Origin of the sequence: Leucobacter luti (assembly GCF_050310065.1) — a bacterium.
GTDB lineage: Bacteria > Actinomycetota > Actinomycetes > Actinomycetales > Microbacteriaceae > Leucobacter > Leucobacter luti_B.
Genome location: NZ_CP190007.1, coordinates 75722 through 91039, shown reverse-complemented (window position 1 = coordinate 91039; position 15318 = coordinate 75722). Strand labels below are relative to the sequence as shown.

The 15318-nt window shown below is 60.8% G+C and carries 15 protein-coding genes and 2 pseudogenes; 5 read left to right on the top strand and 12 right to left on the bottom strand.

The window, feature by feature from the left end:
• Positions 1-47: 47 nt before the first annotated feature.
• The 3 genes from ACOPJ3_RS00390 to ACOPJ3_RS00380 are packed head-to-tail and all read right to left on the bottom strand — an operon-like array spanning position 48 to position 2287.
• Positions 48-1037, bottom strand: coding sequence for an IS481-like element IS5564 family transposase (locus tag ACOPJ3_RS00390; protein ID WP_011273866.1), 990 nt, complete (start codon positions 1035-1037; stop codon positions 48-50).
• Positions 1037-2212 carry a chloramphenicol efflux MFS transporter Cmx gene (cmx, locus tag ACOPJ3_RS00385; RefSeq protein ID WP_047217927.1) on the bottom strand — a complete coding sequence of 392 codons (1176 nt, stop codon included), beginning with the start codon at positions 2210-2212 and terminating at the stop codon, positions 1037-1039. The genes ACOPJ3_RS00390 and cmx overlap by 1 nt, the downstream gene beginning before the upstream one ends.
• Before the next feature lie 21 nt (positions 2213-2233).
• Positions 2234-2287 (bottom strand): chloramphenicol resistance leader peptide, encoded by a 54-nt coding sequence (locus ACOPJ3_RS00380; protein WP_011113070.1) that lies wholly within the window; start codon positions 2285-2287, stop codon positions 2234-2236.
• 201 nt (positions 2288-2488) lie between these two features.
• Here ACOPJ3_RS00380 and folP point away from each other — a divergent pair.
• From folP to ACOPJ3_RS00365, 3 genes and pseudogenes are all read left to right on the top strand, one after another.
• Positions 2489-3268 (top strand): annotated as a pseudogene (gene folP, locus ACOPJ3_RS00375) (dihydropteroate synthase); the annotation flags it as partial.
• Positions 3269-3395: 127 nt separating this feature from the next.
• A complete protein-coding gene (locus ACOPJ3_RS00370; protein ID WP_000376623.1) occupies positions 3396-3896 on the top strand; it encodes a GNAT family N-acetyltransferase in 501 nt (166 codons plus the stop codon).
• Positions 3897-4402: 506 nt separating this feature from the next.
• Positions 4403-5167: an IS6-like element IS6100 family transposase gene (locus ACOPJ3_RS00365; protein ID WP_001389365.1), complete on the top strand. Its 765-nt coding sequence runs from the start codon at positions 4403-4405 to the stop codon at positions 5165-5167.
• A gap of 18 nt (positions 5168-5185) precedes the next feature.
• Here the strand turns inward: ACOPJ3_RS00365 and ACOPJ3_RS00360 are convergent, their stop codons facing one another.
• The 5 genes and pseudogenes from ACOPJ3_RS00360 to ACOPJ3_RS00340 all read right to left on the bottom strand — a co-directional run.
• Entirely contained in the window at positions 5186-5566 is a 381-nt protein-coding gene (locus ACOPJ3_RS00360) for a hypothetical protein (protein WP_427869876.1), read from the bottom strand.
• A gap of 174 nt (positions 5567-5740) precedes the next feature.
• Positions 5741-6472 carry a DUF2637 domain-containing protein gene (locus ACOPJ3_RS00355; protein WP_257049979.1) on the bottom strand — a complete coding sequence of 244 codons (732 nt, stop codon included), beginning with the start codon at positions 6470-6472 and terminating at the stop codon, positions 5741-5743.
• Positions 6469-7338, bottom strand: a complete 870-nt coding sequence (locus ACOPJ3_RS00350) for a bifunctional DNA primase/polymerase (protein WP_257049982.1) — start codon at positions 7336-7338, stop codon at positions 6469-6471. Before ACOPJ3_RS00350 ends, ACOPJ3_RS00355 begins: the two co-directional genes overlap by 4 nt.
• Before the next feature lie 35 nt (positions 7339-7373).
• Positions 7374-8456 (bottom strand): ImmA/IrrE family metallo-endopeptidase, encoded by a 1083-nt coding sequence (locus ACOPJ3_RS00345; RefSeq protein WP_257049980.1) that lies wholly within the window; start codon positions 8454-8456, stop codon positions 7374-7376.
• Between the two features lie 232 nt (positions 8457-8688).
• Positions 8689-8964: pseudogene (locus ACOPJ3_RS00340) on the bottom strand (helix-turn-helix transcriptional regulator); the annotation flags it as partial.
• Between the two features lie 79 nt (positions 8965-9043).
• On the opposite strand from ACOPJ3_RS00340, the gene ACOPJ3_RS00335 reads away from it, so the two are divergent.
• Positions 9044-10239 (top strand): IS3 family transposase gene (locus tag ACOPJ3_RS00335; RefSeq protein WP_226557223.1). Its coding sequence is split into 2 segments (ribosomal slippage): positions 9044-9326 and positions 9326-10239, totalling 1197 coding nucleotides; the frame shifts between segments, so codons are not numbered across the junction.
• 42 nt (positions 10240-10281) lie between these two features.
• Here ACOPJ3_RS00335 and ACOPJ3_RS00330 read toward each other — a convergent pair.
• Complete coding sequence (locus ACOPJ3_RS00330; protein ID WP_427869875.1) at positions 10282-10842, bottom strand: hypothetical protein; 561 nt, start codon at positions 10840-10842, stop codon at positions 10282-10284.
• 247 nt (positions 10843-11089) lie between these two features.
• A complete protein-coding gene (erm, locus tag ACOPJ3_RS00325) occupies positions 11090-11902 on the bottom strand; it encodes a 23S ribosomal RNA methyltransferase Erm (protein WP_184453701.1) in 813 nt (270 codons plus the stop codon).
• A 575-nt stretch (positions 11903-12477) separates the two neighbouring features.
• Between erm and abc-f the strand changes: the two genes are divergently transcribed.
• A complete protein-coding gene (gene abc-f, locus ACOPJ3_RS00320) occupies positions 12478-14154 on the top strand; it encodes a ribosomal protection-like ABC-F family protein (RefSeq protein ID WP_373456802.1) in 1677 nt (558 codons plus the stop codon).
• 137 nt (positions 14155-14291) lie between these two features.
• On the opposite strand, the gene ACOPJ3_RS00315 is transcribed toward abc-f, so the two are convergent.
• Positions 14292-14915 carry a hypothetical protein gene (locus ACOPJ3_RS00315; RefSeq protein ID WP_427869874.1) on the bottom strand — a complete coding sequence of 208 codons (624 nt, stop codon included), beginning with the start codon at positions 14913-14915 and terminating at the stop codon, positions 14292-14294.
• On the bottom strand, positions 14833-15183 hold the full coding sequence (locus ACOPJ3_RS00310; RefSeq protein ID WP_368607246.1) for an NAD(P)-binding protein: 351 nt from the start codon (positions 15181-15183) through the stop codon (positions 14833-14835). The genes ACOPJ3_RS00315 and ACOPJ3_RS00310 overlap by 83 nt, the downstream gene beginning before the upstream one ends.
• Positions 15184-15318 lie beyond the last annotated feature (135 nt).

The following is a 15318-nucleotide window of genomic DNA, read 5'->3' as shown; positions in this document are numbered from 1 at the left end:
GCATTCTGAATCTCACCGAGGACTCCTTCTTCGATGAGAGCCGGCGGCTAGATGTGATGTCCAGGGACGTTGTTGAGTCGGTCGAAGGGTACGCCGCCAATCGCAGAGTGGTGTCGGTGGTGGTTGTAGAAGTGGAGCCAGCCGGGCAGCGCCAGGCGTCGTTCGGCCTCTGAACCGTAAAACCTGGCATAGGCCCAGCCGTCCCCGAGCGTGCGGTGGAATCGCTCGATCTTCCCGTTCGTCTGCGGCCGGTAGGGGCGTGTCCGCTTGTGTCGGATGCCGAGCCGAGCGCAGAAGTCCCTCCATGCGTGGGATCTGTATGCCGACCCGTTGTCGGATAGGACTCGCTCGACGGTCACGCCTCGTTCGGCGAACCAGGCCACGGCGCGTTCGAGAACTCCCACCGCTGTGCTCGCCTGCTCATCCGACCAGATTTCTGCGTATGCGACGCGGGAGTGGTCGTCGATGACTGTGTGAACGAACGCCGTCCCGGTGCGCGGCTTGTGATCTTTTCCTCGTGGTAATCCCGGAGTCGCGAGCTTGTTCCGTGCGCCTTGCTGCCGACCTACGTAACGATGTCCACCGCCGTCGGGGATGTTGCCGAACTTCGTGACATCGACATGAATCAACGATCCCGGATGAGGATGCTCATATCGCCGCAATGGCTCGCCAGTGACACGATCGATATGCGAGAGGCGGTTCACGCGGCAACGGACGAGGACCGCGTGAACAGTCGACGTCGAGAGACCAAGTCGCGCAGCGATCTGGGCTGGCCCCAGTCGAAGCCGCCAGCGCAGGTTGATGATCTTCTTCTTGACATGCTCGGGCGTCCTGCCTGGGATCCGGTGCGGCTTGCTGGAGCGATCCTGCATCCCAAACTCACCCTCTTCCCGGTAGCGGCCTGCCCATTTCCGGGCAGTGATCGGGGAGACCATGAACATCTTTGCGGCGATCGTGGCCGGATAGCCGTCTTCGACAATCAGCCGGGCTAACCGGAGACGGGCACGAGGAGTGAGAAGAGCGTTCGGATGGGTCATCAATTGGCCTCCGCCGCGGTCTTCGTAAGCGCGCGTCTGGTGAGAAGCATGATGACGAGAGCGATCGCTGTCAGCACCGAAGCGACCCAAACCGGCGCGAGCAGCCCCAGCCCGGTCGCGAGCCCGAGCGCACCAAGCACGGGCCCCGCTGCAGCTCCGATATTCAATGCTGCGGTTGCGTACGAACCGCCCATCGTTGGCGCACCCGATGCTGCATACAGCACACGCGTGATCAGAGTACTGCCGACGCCGAACGACAGGAATCCCTGAACGAGGACGAGGACGATAAGCGCGACGGGATGAGATGCGACCACTGCCAACACGATCCAGCCTGTCAGCAATAGCGGTCCGCCGACTGCGAGCACGAGGCCAGGTCGTTGATCTGATAGTCGTCCTGCGATCGTGACGCCAAGGAACGATCCGATGCCGAACATCACCAGCGCGACGGACACCCACGCTTCGGCCAAGCCCGCGGTCTCGGTCACGATGGGTGCCAGGAAGGTGAATGCCGCAAAGGTCCCTCCGTTGATCAGCGCTCCGAGTACCATGGCCAGGATGAGCCGCGGCGTCGCCAACTGGCTGAGCTCGACACGGAGCCTTGGTGAGGTCGCGCTAGTCTCGCTCCGACCAACATTGTTCGTGACGCCACGAATGACTCCAACGGCCGCGGGAATACAGAGGATGGCGATCGCCCAGAACGTCGTTCGCCAGCCCAGCGCTGTGCCGAGCAGTGCCCCGGCGGGGACGCCCACGACGGTTGCGATCGTCGTGCCGGAGAGCAGGATCGACAGTGCACGCCCCTTCTGGTTCGCTGGCACGAGGGTAGTGGCCGTGCTCAGTGCTACGGCGAGGAATCCTGCGTTTGCGAGAGCGCTGAGCACCCGGGTGATGAGCAGGAGAGAGAACACTGGTGTCATCGCTCCGATGACGTGGCTTCCCGCGAACACGAGAAGGCAAACGATCAATGTGAGCCGCGGTGGCCAACGGCGAGCGAATGCCGCCATCACTGGCGCGCCGACGACCATACCGACTGCGAATGCGGAGGTCAGCAGGCCCGCAGTGCCGACCGAGACGTCAAGTTCGGTCGCGATCGCGGGGAGCAATCCCGCGAGCATGAATTCTGAAGTGCCCATGACGAAGACCGCCAGGGCAAGCATGTAGAGGGCAAAAGGCATCGAGTACTCCGAGGTGTGAGATCAAGAAATGGTTCTTCTTGTCACCACGGCCAGCGCCCCGGGTACGCCAGACATACGCCCACACAGATCGTGGGCGTCGTAACTAGTGGTTCAAGGGGCTGGCGGTGTGACCGACAACCCCTGACCTGTCTGATTCGGGACTCGACATGCCCCAAACTCTAACATGCCTTCAATGGCGAGCGGTCTGGACAGATACTTCTTGAATCGGCACGGTGTCATTACGGGCGGGGGCCAGAACAACGTCCCTGGACATCACAGCTAGACCCCGCCGGCGCTGTCACCGCGGCGATCGAAATGCTGCGAGTCGGATCAGACGTCGTGGATGTCGGACCGGCCGCCAGCCATCCGGACGCGAGGCCTGTATCGCCGGCCGATGAGATCAGACGTATTGCGCCGCTCTTAGACGCCCTGTCCGATCAGATGCACCGTGTTTCAATCGACAGCTTCCAACCGGAAACCCAGCGCTATGCGCTCAAGCGCGGCGTGGGCTACCTGAACGATATCCAAGGATTTCCTGACCCTGCGCTCTATCCCGATATTGCTGAGGCGGACTGCAGGCTGGTGGTTATGCACTCAGCGCAGCGGGATGGCATCGCCACCCGCACCGGTCACCTTCGACCCGAAGACGCGCTCGACGAGATTGTGCGGTTCTTCGAGGCGCGGGTTTCCGCCTTGCGACGGAGCGGGGTCGCTGCCGACCGGCTCATCCTCGATCCGGGGATGGGATTTTTCTTGAGCCCCGCACCGGAAACATCGCTGCACGTGCTGTCGAACCTTCAAAAGCTGAAGTCGGCGTTGGGGCTTCCGCTATTGGTCTCGGTGTCGCGGAAATCCTTCTTGGGCGCCACCGTTGGCCTTCCTGTAAAGGATCTGGGTCCAGCGAGCCTTGCGGCGGAACTTCACGCGATCGGCAATGGCGCTGACTACGTCCGCACCCACGCGCCTGGAGATCTGCGAAGCGCAATCACCTTCTCGGAAACCCTCGCGAAATTTCGCAGTCGCGACGCCAGAGACCGAGGGTTAGATCATGCCTAGCATTCACCTTCCGGCCGCCCGCTAGCGGACCCTGGTCAGGTTCCGCGAAGGTGGGCGCAGACATGCTGGGCTCGTCAGGATCAAACTGCACTATGAGGCGGCGGTTCATACCGCGCCAGGGGAGCGAATGGACAGCGAGGAGCCTCCGAACGTTCGGGTCGCCTGCTCGGGTGATATCGACGAGGTTGTGCGGCTGATGCACGACGCTGCGGCGTGGATGTCCGCCAAGGGAACGCCCGCCTGGGACGTCGCGCGGATCGACCGGACATTCGCGGAGACCTTCGTCCTGAGATCCGAGCTCCTAGTCGCGAGTTGCAGCGACGGCATCGTCGGCTGTTGCACCTTGTCGGCCGAGGATCCCGAGTTCTGGCCCGACGCCCTCAAGGGGGAGGCCGCATATCTGCACAAGCTCGCGGTGCGACGGACACATGCGGGCCGGGGTGTCAGCTCCGCGCTGATCGAGGCTTGCCGCCATGCCGCGCGAACGCAGGGGTGCGCCAAGCTGCGGCTCGACTGCCACCCGAACCTGCGTGGCCTATACGAGCGGCTCGGATTCACCCACGTCGACACTTTCAATCCCGGCTGGGATCCAACCTTCATCGCAGAACGCCTAGAACTCGAAATCTAACGTCCGTTCGGGCATCGAGGTCCATGTCGGGGTGGGACGGGCCCGTGGCTTCAAGATCACTTGCAGTCCGACCGCGATGTCTTGGTTGCGCGAGAGGTTGTCGATATCCTCCACTTCCATCATCAACCCTGGATAATGCCGCCGCCGTCATCGCCGCCGACGCCCGTGCCGGGCTTTTCGGGCCTGTCAGGCTTGCTCGGCCTTCAGCCTGCCTGGGCGAGATCTCCGGCGGACGGATTAACGGCGGAGCTTCGCCGCCTTTCGTGCGTGTGAAGGCCGAAGATAGTTCTCTCAAAAACATCCGTTTATGAGAGATACCAAATGTCATTTTCAGAAGACGACTGCACCAGTTGATTGGGCGTAATGGCTGTTGTGCAGCCAGCTCCTGACAGTTCAATATCAGAAGTGATCTGCACCAATCTCGACTATGCTCAATACTCGTGTGGGCTCTGTTGCAAAAATCGTGAAGCTTGAGCATGCTTGGCGGAGATTGGACGGACGGAACGATGACGGATTTCAAGTGGCGCCATTTCCAGGGTGATGTGATCCTGTGGGCGGTGCGCTGGTATTGTCGCTATCCGATCAGCTATCGCGACCTTGAGGAAATGCTGGCGGAACGCGGCATTTCGGTCGACCATACGACGATCTATCGCTGGGTCCAGTGCTACGCCCCGGAGATGGAGAAGCGGCTGCGCTGGTTCTGGCGGCGTGGCTTTGATCCGAGCTGGCGCCTGGATGAAACCTACGTCAAGGTGCGGGGCAAGTGGACCTACCTGTACCGGGCAGTCGACAAGCGGGGCGACACGATCGATTTCTACCTGTCGCCGACCCGCAGCGCCAAGGCAGCGAAGCGGTTCCTGGGCAAGGCCCTGCGAGGCCTGAAGCACTGGGAAAAGCCTGCCACGCTCAATACCGACAAAGCGCCGAGCTATGGTGCAGCGATCACCGAATTGAAGCGCGAAGGAAAGCTGGACCGGGAGACGGCCCACCGGCAGGTGAAGTATCTCAATAACGTGATCGAGGCCGATCACGGAAAGCTCAAGATACTGATCAAGCCGGTGCGCGGTTTCAAATCGATCCCCACGGCCTATGCCACGATCAAGGGATTCGAAGTCATGCGAGCCCTGCGCAAAGGACAGGCTCGCCCCTGGTGCCTGCAGCCCGGCATCAGGGGCGAGGTGCGCCTTGTGGAGAGAGCTTTTGGCATTGGGCCCTCGGCGCTGACGGAGGCCATGGGCATGCTCAACCACCATTTCGCAGCAGCCGCCTGATCGGCGCAGAGCGACAGCCTACCTCTGACTGCCGCCAATCTTTGCAACAGAGCCGTCGAGTCGATGATTCAGCGCAATGTATGTCGGCCACCCGCTCGTCTCACCGTCGTCGTAGTCCACGGACGACCGGTGGATCGAATACGGCACGCCGTGCTCGAAGACCCACCGGTTCTCGGCCCGCAGGCCACGGAAGACGCTCAACCTGACGACGAGCACGCCGACCATGATGAGCAGCCAGACCGTCACGGCGGCCCAGCCCAGCCCGAAGTTCCACGGCGGCTCGTTGTTCTCGACGGGGAAGAATGTGCCGGTCCAGCCATCGCGAGGGTCGGCGATCGACCCCCAAATCATGCCGCCGAGCGCCGCAACCGGCAGTAGGGTGCACCCATTCGAGGCCACGCCCGACCTTGGAATTGGGGTGCGGACGTACAAGTGACGGGTCCTGGTGCACGGCCAAAGCTGACCGTTCTGCGTCCTGCACAGCACCACCAGCAACTGCTGTCGTGGTGTCGGGAACCGCGGCGACGGGGGCTTGCTCGGGATATTCCTGGTGCGGGATCTGTAGATCATTCATCATGGACGCTCTAACGCTTCACGCACAACCGGTTCAGTGGGGGTGAACCAGCGGCCCACTGTTGACGGGTGCACACCCAAGTGCTTGGCGATCTGCTTATTTGACCAGCCCTCGGTCTCCCTTAACTGCGACGCAACTTCCCGACGTCTCCGGCCCGAGACTGTGGTGCCCGGAAACGGTGCGGCGTCGCGCTCCCGTACTGAAAACGGGTCCCCTGGAGGTAGTGCACTGCTGACAGGTATCAGGGGTGCGCTTTCTGCGGATACTGCCAGGGGTGGTGCAGTTTCGACCACTGGCTCCATTTGGGATGCCCGGTGGTGCAGAGGTTTGGTAAGGATGACGGTGAGGTGCGTGATCGCGAGCAACACCAACGGAGGTACGGCAGCAACGCTTGCGGCGAGCACGCTCGGCACGTCAGTGTCAGCAGCAATCACCGCATGAATTGCATTTGCGGTGACCGATACCAGCGCGCCGGCTGCAAGCAGCGTCCATGGATACCAAGCCGGGCGCTGTTGCCCCGCAAGTGCAACCACCGCGACGGTCGCAACAACGATGATGCCGTCCACTATCAACGGCCACGCCCACGCTTGACCCTCCGCGATTCCAGATCGGTGCGCTAGGTCGGCAAGCGCAGTAAACGAAAGCCAGAATGCGCCTGCCGCAATAAACACGGTGCCAGTGATCGCTGTGACCACTGCCAACCGGCGACCAGAACGAACCTCAACATTCATGTCAGCCGCCGCCCTGAATGAGGCGACACAGCGTACGCACGATCTGTAGCGAGCAGAGTGGGGCTGCGGGGCGCTACTGGCTGATTGGCTCGGTACGCGGACCGGATCGTGGATTCAATCTCCCGAGCCGGAAGACCAGCCTGCGCGGCAGCTGGCCCCAAGGCCTCCATTGTGTCGGCAGGTGATACTCCGGCCTCCACCAGTCGGCATGCAGCCCAGAACAGTCCACGGTTCCGTTCACCCTCTGCACGATCAGCGACCCACCCCGCAAGCACTTTCGGGTTCGCGCGTCGAAAATCGTTCGAGACGGGGTGAGGCGCGGTGACGGCTGGGCGCGGGTCCAAATATTTTCGCAGTCGTGTCGCATCTATTGGGGTGCCTGCCTGGCCGGAAGACACGATGAGTCGGTACGGTGCACGAACCCCGTCAGGGCGCAGCACCGTAGACGGCGGGGCGATGATGTAGCCACCGTCGCCACGGAAATCGATATACGAGCGAGCTGCTTGCCACGACGGCTGCACCCGGGTCGGGTGCGCCGGAAAGTAGGCATGGAGACCACCCGACGGGGTGCGCACCAAAGCCGTCCACCCGACTGCATACCCGTCATGATGTACCGCACGAAATGCCGGGAACCCGGTGCCGGTGGGATGCACATCAATATCAACGACATCCACACCCGAGGCCCTACCGGTGGGGATACCAATATTCGCGGTCGGCCATCGCACCCACCATGATGCAACTTGTGCAGTATCAGCGGTCGCATCATGGAATCCGTGACGAACCAGCGGGCGTTTCGCGCCGGGTACGCAGGGAAACACTGGCACTCCGGCCACAGCAAAACGGAGAGCTGCGTCACGGGGAGGCATCCCGCCCACTTCGGTGAGTAAGTCGACGGTATCCATCACATGCTCCTCACCGAAGCCGACACCGTACGAAGTGGTTCCTCAACTAATGGATCAACATCAGGTTGCGCCGCGCGCACAGTGTGCTGCTTTACCAGGGTGTCGCGGGTGAGTCCGGGCGGCTCGCCATTACTGATCTGCACGGTAGGAAGCTGGTCGAGGATCGCTGCCGATGTTTTCCTGACTCGCTCACCAGTGGCTTGGACGACTTCGACTGGGGACTTCTCCGGCACGGTCGCCGCCCAGCCTGACACATACGGGATCGTGTAGTCGCTGGTATCCATGCCATGAGAAGCTGCGACCATCAACGCGACTGAGTCGGCCTCCACCTCGCTGATCCCGCGATGCCCAGAAGCGTCCGGGTTCTCCGGGCCATGCAGGAGAACATGGGCGAGCTCATGCACGAGGGTCTTCACTTGTGCCGCCTCGGGCATGTTCTCCCGCACCGCCACGGTTCGAGCACCGAAATCGGTAAGGCCGTTCGCGCCGTGGATCATGCCTTCATGCGGCACCCATACTACCGTGAAACCCTCCGCCTCGATCTGTCGTGCGACGCCTTCCCGGAGCCCGTCAGGCGCTTCGCCTTCGAGGAGTCGGGGTGATGGTGGTGTCGGGATAGGCCCACCATCAGTTTGAGAGACGTCCCACACGTAGGCGGGGCGAACTCCGACCATGCGGGACCGTACGGTCTCACCCGGCTTCGGTTTCTCAAACCGGCCCAACCTGCGCCATGACTCCGCCACCTTCGGTGTGAATGACGCAAATCTACCGGACACAGGGGCGAGGATCATGTACCCCGACTGCCCCTTCTCGACTTGCCGGCCGAGCGTCTGCCACTGCTTGAACCCCGCCACAAATGTCGGTACCGGCTCGGGCACTCGGCCCGCCTCGAACGCGGCCTGATGCTGCGCGAAAATTAGTAGCGTGTTGTTGAACGATCGGGCACGGAACCTGGCCGCGAACTCCAACGCCTGTTTCCAGTCCTCACCCGACACCAACGACTCCACCGCACCGGCAAGCTGTTCATGCAGAGTATGGAGTTTCGCATCGCGCACTGCCCGCGCTTCCTCGCTGGTTACCATCGCCGTTCTCCTTCCGCAGGCACCCACACACGACGGGTAACCTCTGCGACCAGAAGGTGCGCGAAGGGAATCAGGAAACGCAATCGAGACGGACGGCAAACGAAAGTGAGCGACCGCTAGAGAGCTGAACAGACCCGACGAGTCCGATCCGGTCTACCTGAAAGCGCAGATCCGGACACGAAAAACACGAATTGCGACGCAATGGTCCGGGATCAAGCCGCTTTCGTCTGGATCACTCGGCGGCCGGGATACGGCGACTTAGAGCCCTGTACTGGCGGGGCGAGTAGCCCACACTCTGTTTGAAAAGCCGCCCGGCATAGTCTGGGTCAGGCCATCCCAACTGAGATGCAATCGTAGCGATTGGCGCGTCGGTGGTGCGCAAAAGTTCAGCCATTCGCTCGGCCCGCAGCATTGTCAAGTAGGCGATCGGGGTCTTGCCGAACGCTTCGCGAAACACCCGGCCGAGCCTCGACCGTGACAAATGCACTGAAGCGGCGAGCCGGTCTAGCGTCCACGGACCTGACCCCCGTTAGGTAGACACCTCTGATTCCAGCCAGTGTGGTTGGGAAGGAAGGTAATCTACCACCATGCCCCGCAAGGTTTACACGGAACAGTTCAAGCGCGACGCCGTCGCGATGTTCGAGTCGAACCCGGATACCTCAATGCGCAAGGTCGCAGAAGAACTCGGAATCAATCGCTCGACTTTGGGATGCTGGTACAAGCAATTCGGCACTAACGTCGCCAAGGATGAAGATGCAGCGTCACCCGTAGAAAAGCTTGCTGATGCGGAAAGAATCCGCCAGCTAGAACGCGAAAACAAAAGGCTTCGTGAAGAGCGCGATATTCTGCGTAAGGCCGCGAAGTATTTTGCGGAAGAGACGACCTGGTGATCCGCTTCCAGTTCGTTGACGACAATCTCGCCGACTACTCGGTCAAGCGGATGTGCACAGTCCTGGGGCTAAATCGGTCTTCGTATTACAAGTGGAAGAACTCGGCTCCACGGCGCCGTGCGCGCCTTGTAGATGACGCTGTGGTGGCCGCGGAGATCCAGGCAATTTTCGACGCTGAAAACGGCGTCTGGGGCGCTCGTCGCATCACTGCTGAACTCAACGACCGCAAGCGCGACAACGGCACTACACCTCCGGCTAAGCGCATCAATCGCAAGAGAGTGGCTCGTTTGATGCGGGCCCAGAACCTGTTCGGATTTCAAAAGAAGCGCAGGGTCAAGACCACTGCGCGTGACAAAGGCCGGCGCGTGTTCGCAGACTTGGTGAACCGTGATTTCACAGCCTGTGCTGCCAATCGTGTGTTGGTTGGCGATATTACGTATCTGCCGATCGCAGACGGGGCGAACATGTACTTAGCAACAGTGATTGATTGCTTTTCTCGCAAGCTTGTCGGCTTTGCTATCGCAAATCACATGCGTACCGAACTGGTAGAAGAGGCCCTCGAAAACGCTTCCCACCTGCGAGGAGGTCTTGATGGTGCGATTTTCCACTCGGATCATGGAAGCGTGTATACCTCGTCGCAGTTCCAGGCAACATGCAAGCGCTTGGGCGTTGCCCAGTCGATGGGCGCGGTGGGAACCAGCGCGGATAATTCGCTCGCCGAGTCGTTCAACGCAGCTTTAAAGCGGGAGGTCCTCAAAGATGCGAAGACCTTCGCCAATCAACTGATCTGCCGCAGAGACGTCTTCCGGTGGTGCGTGCGCTACAACACGTGCCGTCGGCACACTTGGTGCGGGTACCAAACTCCCGATGAGTTCGAGTCCCAAGCCGCTTAAGGTCTGATAGGCTTACACCTACTTTTGTTCACCCCACGGTGTCTACTTTCCGGGGGTCGGGCCCCACTCCTCGGCGAGCCCGTCGCGAAGCATTCGAGCAGCCAGGCGCGCTTCTTCCTGCACTGGTGAGAACGCGCGGCGCCGTGGCAAACGCGGCAGCACACTTGTCCGGCCACGAGGCACGATACCTCCATCGTCGAGCGTTGGCACGACGATGTCGAAGATGCAGAACAGGAGCGCTTGGAGCCGGTAGAACCGCTCCGGCAACAGGCCATTCGTGCTTAGGGCGGTTAGTTCGTCCAGCCATGGCGTAAGCAAGCTAGCTCGGTTTTCCCCGAGGCGCACTACATGAATCGGGTCAGTATCTTGGGCATCGAGGAAGGTCTGGGTGTCGAGCCGATCGGTGAAGTGCGCAGCGTACTGCCAGAAGATCTGATCGACCAGATAGTCGTTGTCCACGTACAGTGTGGTTATGGTGACCCATGGTTCCGGCTCGACACGGAACAGGGTACAGGGAGAGATCAGCGCAACGTCACCGATATTGAGATAGTGGTCACCGAACTTTCCGAACAGAATTGCGGACCCCGCGCGAACAACCGCCATCTGGGCGCAGTCGAACGCACGGGGCCCGAGAGGGCGATGCATGGTCCCTAAGCGAGCCACGACTGGTGAAAACTCGCTACCGCGTGTTCTCACTAACCTTGGCACCACGTCGAGCTCCTGGCTCGTCCATGTACGCCTCCGTTGTCGTTGGCGGACGCAATTGCACCTGTCGGACTCGCCACGAGTGAGTCCTCACTGATCCTCGGCAAATCGGCGCCCAAAGTAGCGAGCCAAATCCGCGGCGAGTTCATTGTCGAAAGTCCCGTCTTGCTCCCTCTTGGTCGTGCGGTTGCCGGCGTTGGGTAAGGCGGGACCACAACACGGCCCATGTATCAGCCCGGAGATCGCGTGGCAGGCGAACATCCCCGAGTGACAGCTCACTGAGCACTCGGGATGCCTGGTTGCTTGGCGCTCCACTCGCTCGGCCAAGGATCTGTGGGAGAGTGCGACCTCTGCCGGTGAACGCTGCACGCACGAAGCTCTCATAGTTGCGCCGTTCCGCTGAAGACACGAGGGGTTTTTCGCGGCGAGCTATGTGGAGAATTCCACCGTCTACGCTTGGCTGCGGTGCGAAATGGCGTGCTGGTACTCGACCACGCAACTCGAATACATACCAGGGAGCGGCTTGTGCAGTCATCATCGTGCATCCGCCGACGCCAGCCCGCTTCCGTGCGACTTCCCACTGTGTCAGTAGAACTGCATAGTTCCAGGTGGATGATTTAAGCAGGCGGCGCAGAATTGGGGTCGTCAGGTTGAAGGGGATGTTCCCCACTATGACCGGAAAGTCGAGTGAGAAACGCAGAGCGTCGGCACGCTCGACTCGAACTGTAGGAATATCCCGCTGCAAACGTTTGACAAGTTGTTCATCAACATCGATTGCGGTGATATCTCGATTTAGTAGAGACAGTTTCCGCGTGATGGCACCATCGCCGGCACCTACTTCAAGGATGCTCCCTTCTGTATCGCGAACGACCGCAATGAAACGGTCAATGGTGCTGGGACTACGGAGAAAGTTCTGGCCGAGTTCATGACGGCCGCCAAAGGTTGATTGAAATCGCATGTGAGCGCTCCAAGAGTCATGGGAATTGGAGCACCCGACGTCACAACGAACACTGAAAGAGGTGGGAACGCGCGCGCGGGTGCGGTGGACACTCCGTGCGATGGCGTCAACAATCTGGGTTCAAAAAGAGAGCGCTCAGGTCGCTACGAGCGACTGTCGCTATCCCCAGAGAGCGCCATCAGCGCGCGAAAATCAAAGTTCCCATAAACGTCAGGCTACTTGACCCTCCGTAGAATGCCAAGCCGCTGGCCGACGTGTCAACGGACGTCGTTCCCCATGCTTCCGGGCTAGGCTAGGTGAATCGCGCGACCCGGCGTGGTATAATTTGCGCCATGGGTGCGCTGATTCTTTAGTACGGGACGCCGCGTTGAGCTCTCTCCGTGGTGGGTCCTATGCGCGCCGGGCGGTAGTACGTTGCAGGCGCGAGGTTCCCGTACACCGTGCGACTCCGTTTTCGAGTCGCACCTGTTGCGATTCTGCTGGTGTTCCCGCCTGCCGGTCGCGCAGAGGAGTTCGCTTTGCCCCGTTCAACACCGTTCAACCTGCACACGAGTGCCACTAAAACCCATCACCGTATTTGCTCAATCCGGAACGGCACCGTCCGTTTCGCCGACCATGTGGTGTTCCGAAACATCGATATCAGCGTCGGGGCTCACGAACGACTCGCGGTCATCGGGGACAACGGCGCCGGAAAATCGACCCTCCTGCAGGTTCTCGCCGGAATCGTTTCCCTGGAATCCGGTGAGCGCACCGTCGAGCTTCCAGGTGGCTTCGTCCTTGCCGAGCAGCAACCTCACTTTCCACCCGAAGCCACGATCTCCAACGCACTAGACGAGTTGCTAGTCGAGGTTCGAGAGATCGAGGCGGCAATGCAGCACATCAGCGATAGCATTGCGGATGCTGCTGAATCCGAACTTCCTGCTCTCCTCAACAACCTGGCTGAACTAACAGATCAATTTGAGGCCAGAGACGGGTACGGCGTTGACCAGAGAATCGACGCTGCACTCAACCAACTCTCCCTTGAAGGTTTGGATCGCACCCGTCTCGTGGGTTCACTATCCGGCGGCGAGCGTACGCGACTAGCGCTCGCGGCGGCGCTGTCCTCTCAATCGGACTTGATCCTCCTCGACGAACCCACGAACGACCTCGACGAAAAGGGCGTGGCATGGTTAGAGGAGAGACTCTCGGAACATCGAGGTGCGCTTGTCGTCGTGACTCACGATCGGGCGTTTCTCGACCGAGTAGCAACAGAAATTGTCGCCGTGGAAGATGGGGAACTCCGGAGGTATGGCAACGGTTACGCGGGATACCTTGCCGCGCGCGACACAGAGCGACAGCGCCTCCTCACTCAGTACGAGACGTGGCGGCAGGAACTCTCTCGGAGTGAGGCATTGTTGGCCTCGAACTCGTTCCGCCTCACTGCAATTCCGCGCAAGCAAGAGAGAGCTAGCTTTGGTCACGGTGCTTTCCGGGCTCGAAGCAGCGACCACGGCGCGACAGGAAGAGTCAGGCAAGCCAAGGAACGCGTGGCACGATTGCACGCAGACCCAGTGTCAAGACCCGCAGACCTTCTGAGCTTTTCGCCCGCCTTCACAAACCGGTCGCTCGTCCAGGACCCCGACGCGATGCCCGAGCAAACACTACTCCTAGCCGCGCATTCGCTACGCAACAGGGCGAGCATCGGACAACCGGGGCTGCTGCTCGACTCGCTCGAAGTTCACGAGGGCGACCGTTGGCTCATCGCGGGACCAAACGGAGCGGGGAAGACCACGCTCCTGCGCGCGCTTGCCGGCGAGTTCCCCCTGCAAGAAGGCGAGATATGGGGGACACCCGACCTTCGCATAGCATGGCTCCGGCAGGAACCCGCGGGCGAGATCGGAAGCACCCTTTTGGAAGCGTTTGCCGAGGCAACACACTCCTATGCGGGGGACGCAGCAGAAACGCTTCTCGCACTGGGGCTCTTCTCGCCACGTGACCTGGAACTACAGATGAACAAGTTGTCCGTTGGGCAACGTCGACGCATGGAAGTCGCCGTTGCGGTGTCCGCGCCCAGTGATATTTTGTTCCTCGACGAACCCACGAACCACCTTTCACCGGAACTTGTCGAGCAAATGGAAGACGCGCTACGCGATTACCCAGGGGCAGTCCTCACCGTTACACACGATCGGCGATGGCAAGAAAAAGTGCTGGCAAGAGGCAGTGTGCAAAGAGTTCATGTTGACCTCGGCGGCATAGCGAGCGTTGAATGTTGAGTGTTGAATGACTTCCGAAGGATGCCGCGTGAATTGGCAGACGGGCCCCTCACTTCCGGTGGCGTGACGTCGTTCTCAGGGGCAGTCGCCGTCTGTCTCAGGCGGAGTGCCCCTCGACTGATGTCTACCCGATATTGCTAAAGAACGCGCGAAGTGCATAGAGAGCTTGGGCCATTCCACCAGCGAGACAGTTGAACCTTCCCCATCTCATCGAACGAGAAATCCGATGCCGAGCGCGCGGCCTCGAGCAGCCGCGGAACATGCCATCCGACACCACCGAACCGATCTTCCAGGAGTGCGATCTGGGAGGCGCGGTCGCGTCGGTCGTGGCCGACCCTCTCTCCGGGGCGGGTACGAAAGCTCAGCGCTGCTTTGGACTCACTTGGCTGGCTCCCGGGCCTGATCGAGGCCACGAGTCCGCCGGTGTGGTTGTACAACTGATACCAGTTGTCGAGTTCTTCGAACGCCGGAGCGGTGAACCATGCCGTGTACAGCCCGAGCGGATGGACGAAGTCCTCTTCCCGCCCAAAAGCGGCCGTCCGAACTGCCGAATGTAAGCCGTCGGCGCCGATGACGAAATCGAAACGCTGTGGGCGTGCGCCACGGAACGTGACATTCACGTAGTTCGAACTCTGCGCGAGCTCGGTGATGGTGTCGTTGAAGATCCACTCGATACCGTCACCGAGCTGTTGGTAGAGCAGGTCGACGAGATCGCCGCGGAGGATCTCGATCTCCGAGATGAATCCTTCTCCCGAACGCATCCGTCGGCATGGCGGCGCGTGTCTGGCCGTGTGCGTCGACCCAGGACATGCCCGCCTGCTCGAGGCCGATCGCACGCGCCCCATTGAGCAGCCCCATACGGTCGATGACTGTGCGTCCGGCGCCGCGCAGGTCGACGGCTTGACCGCCGGGCCCTGGGCTGGGAGCGATCTCGACGATCGTGACGGAGAATCCGTGCCTTCGAAGCCAGTAGGCGCATGCCAGTCCTGCGATGCTTGCGCCAGAGATGAGTACTCGTCGTTCATTCATATTCATGACGCCAAACCTAAGGAAGGCCTGAGATGGTGAGCAAGCTCGTACTAGTACAGCGATGCTGAGACCTGCTCCACTGTGACGGAATGGCAAGGTTCTCATCGCTTGCCAACGCTGGTGTTCTAGTACAGG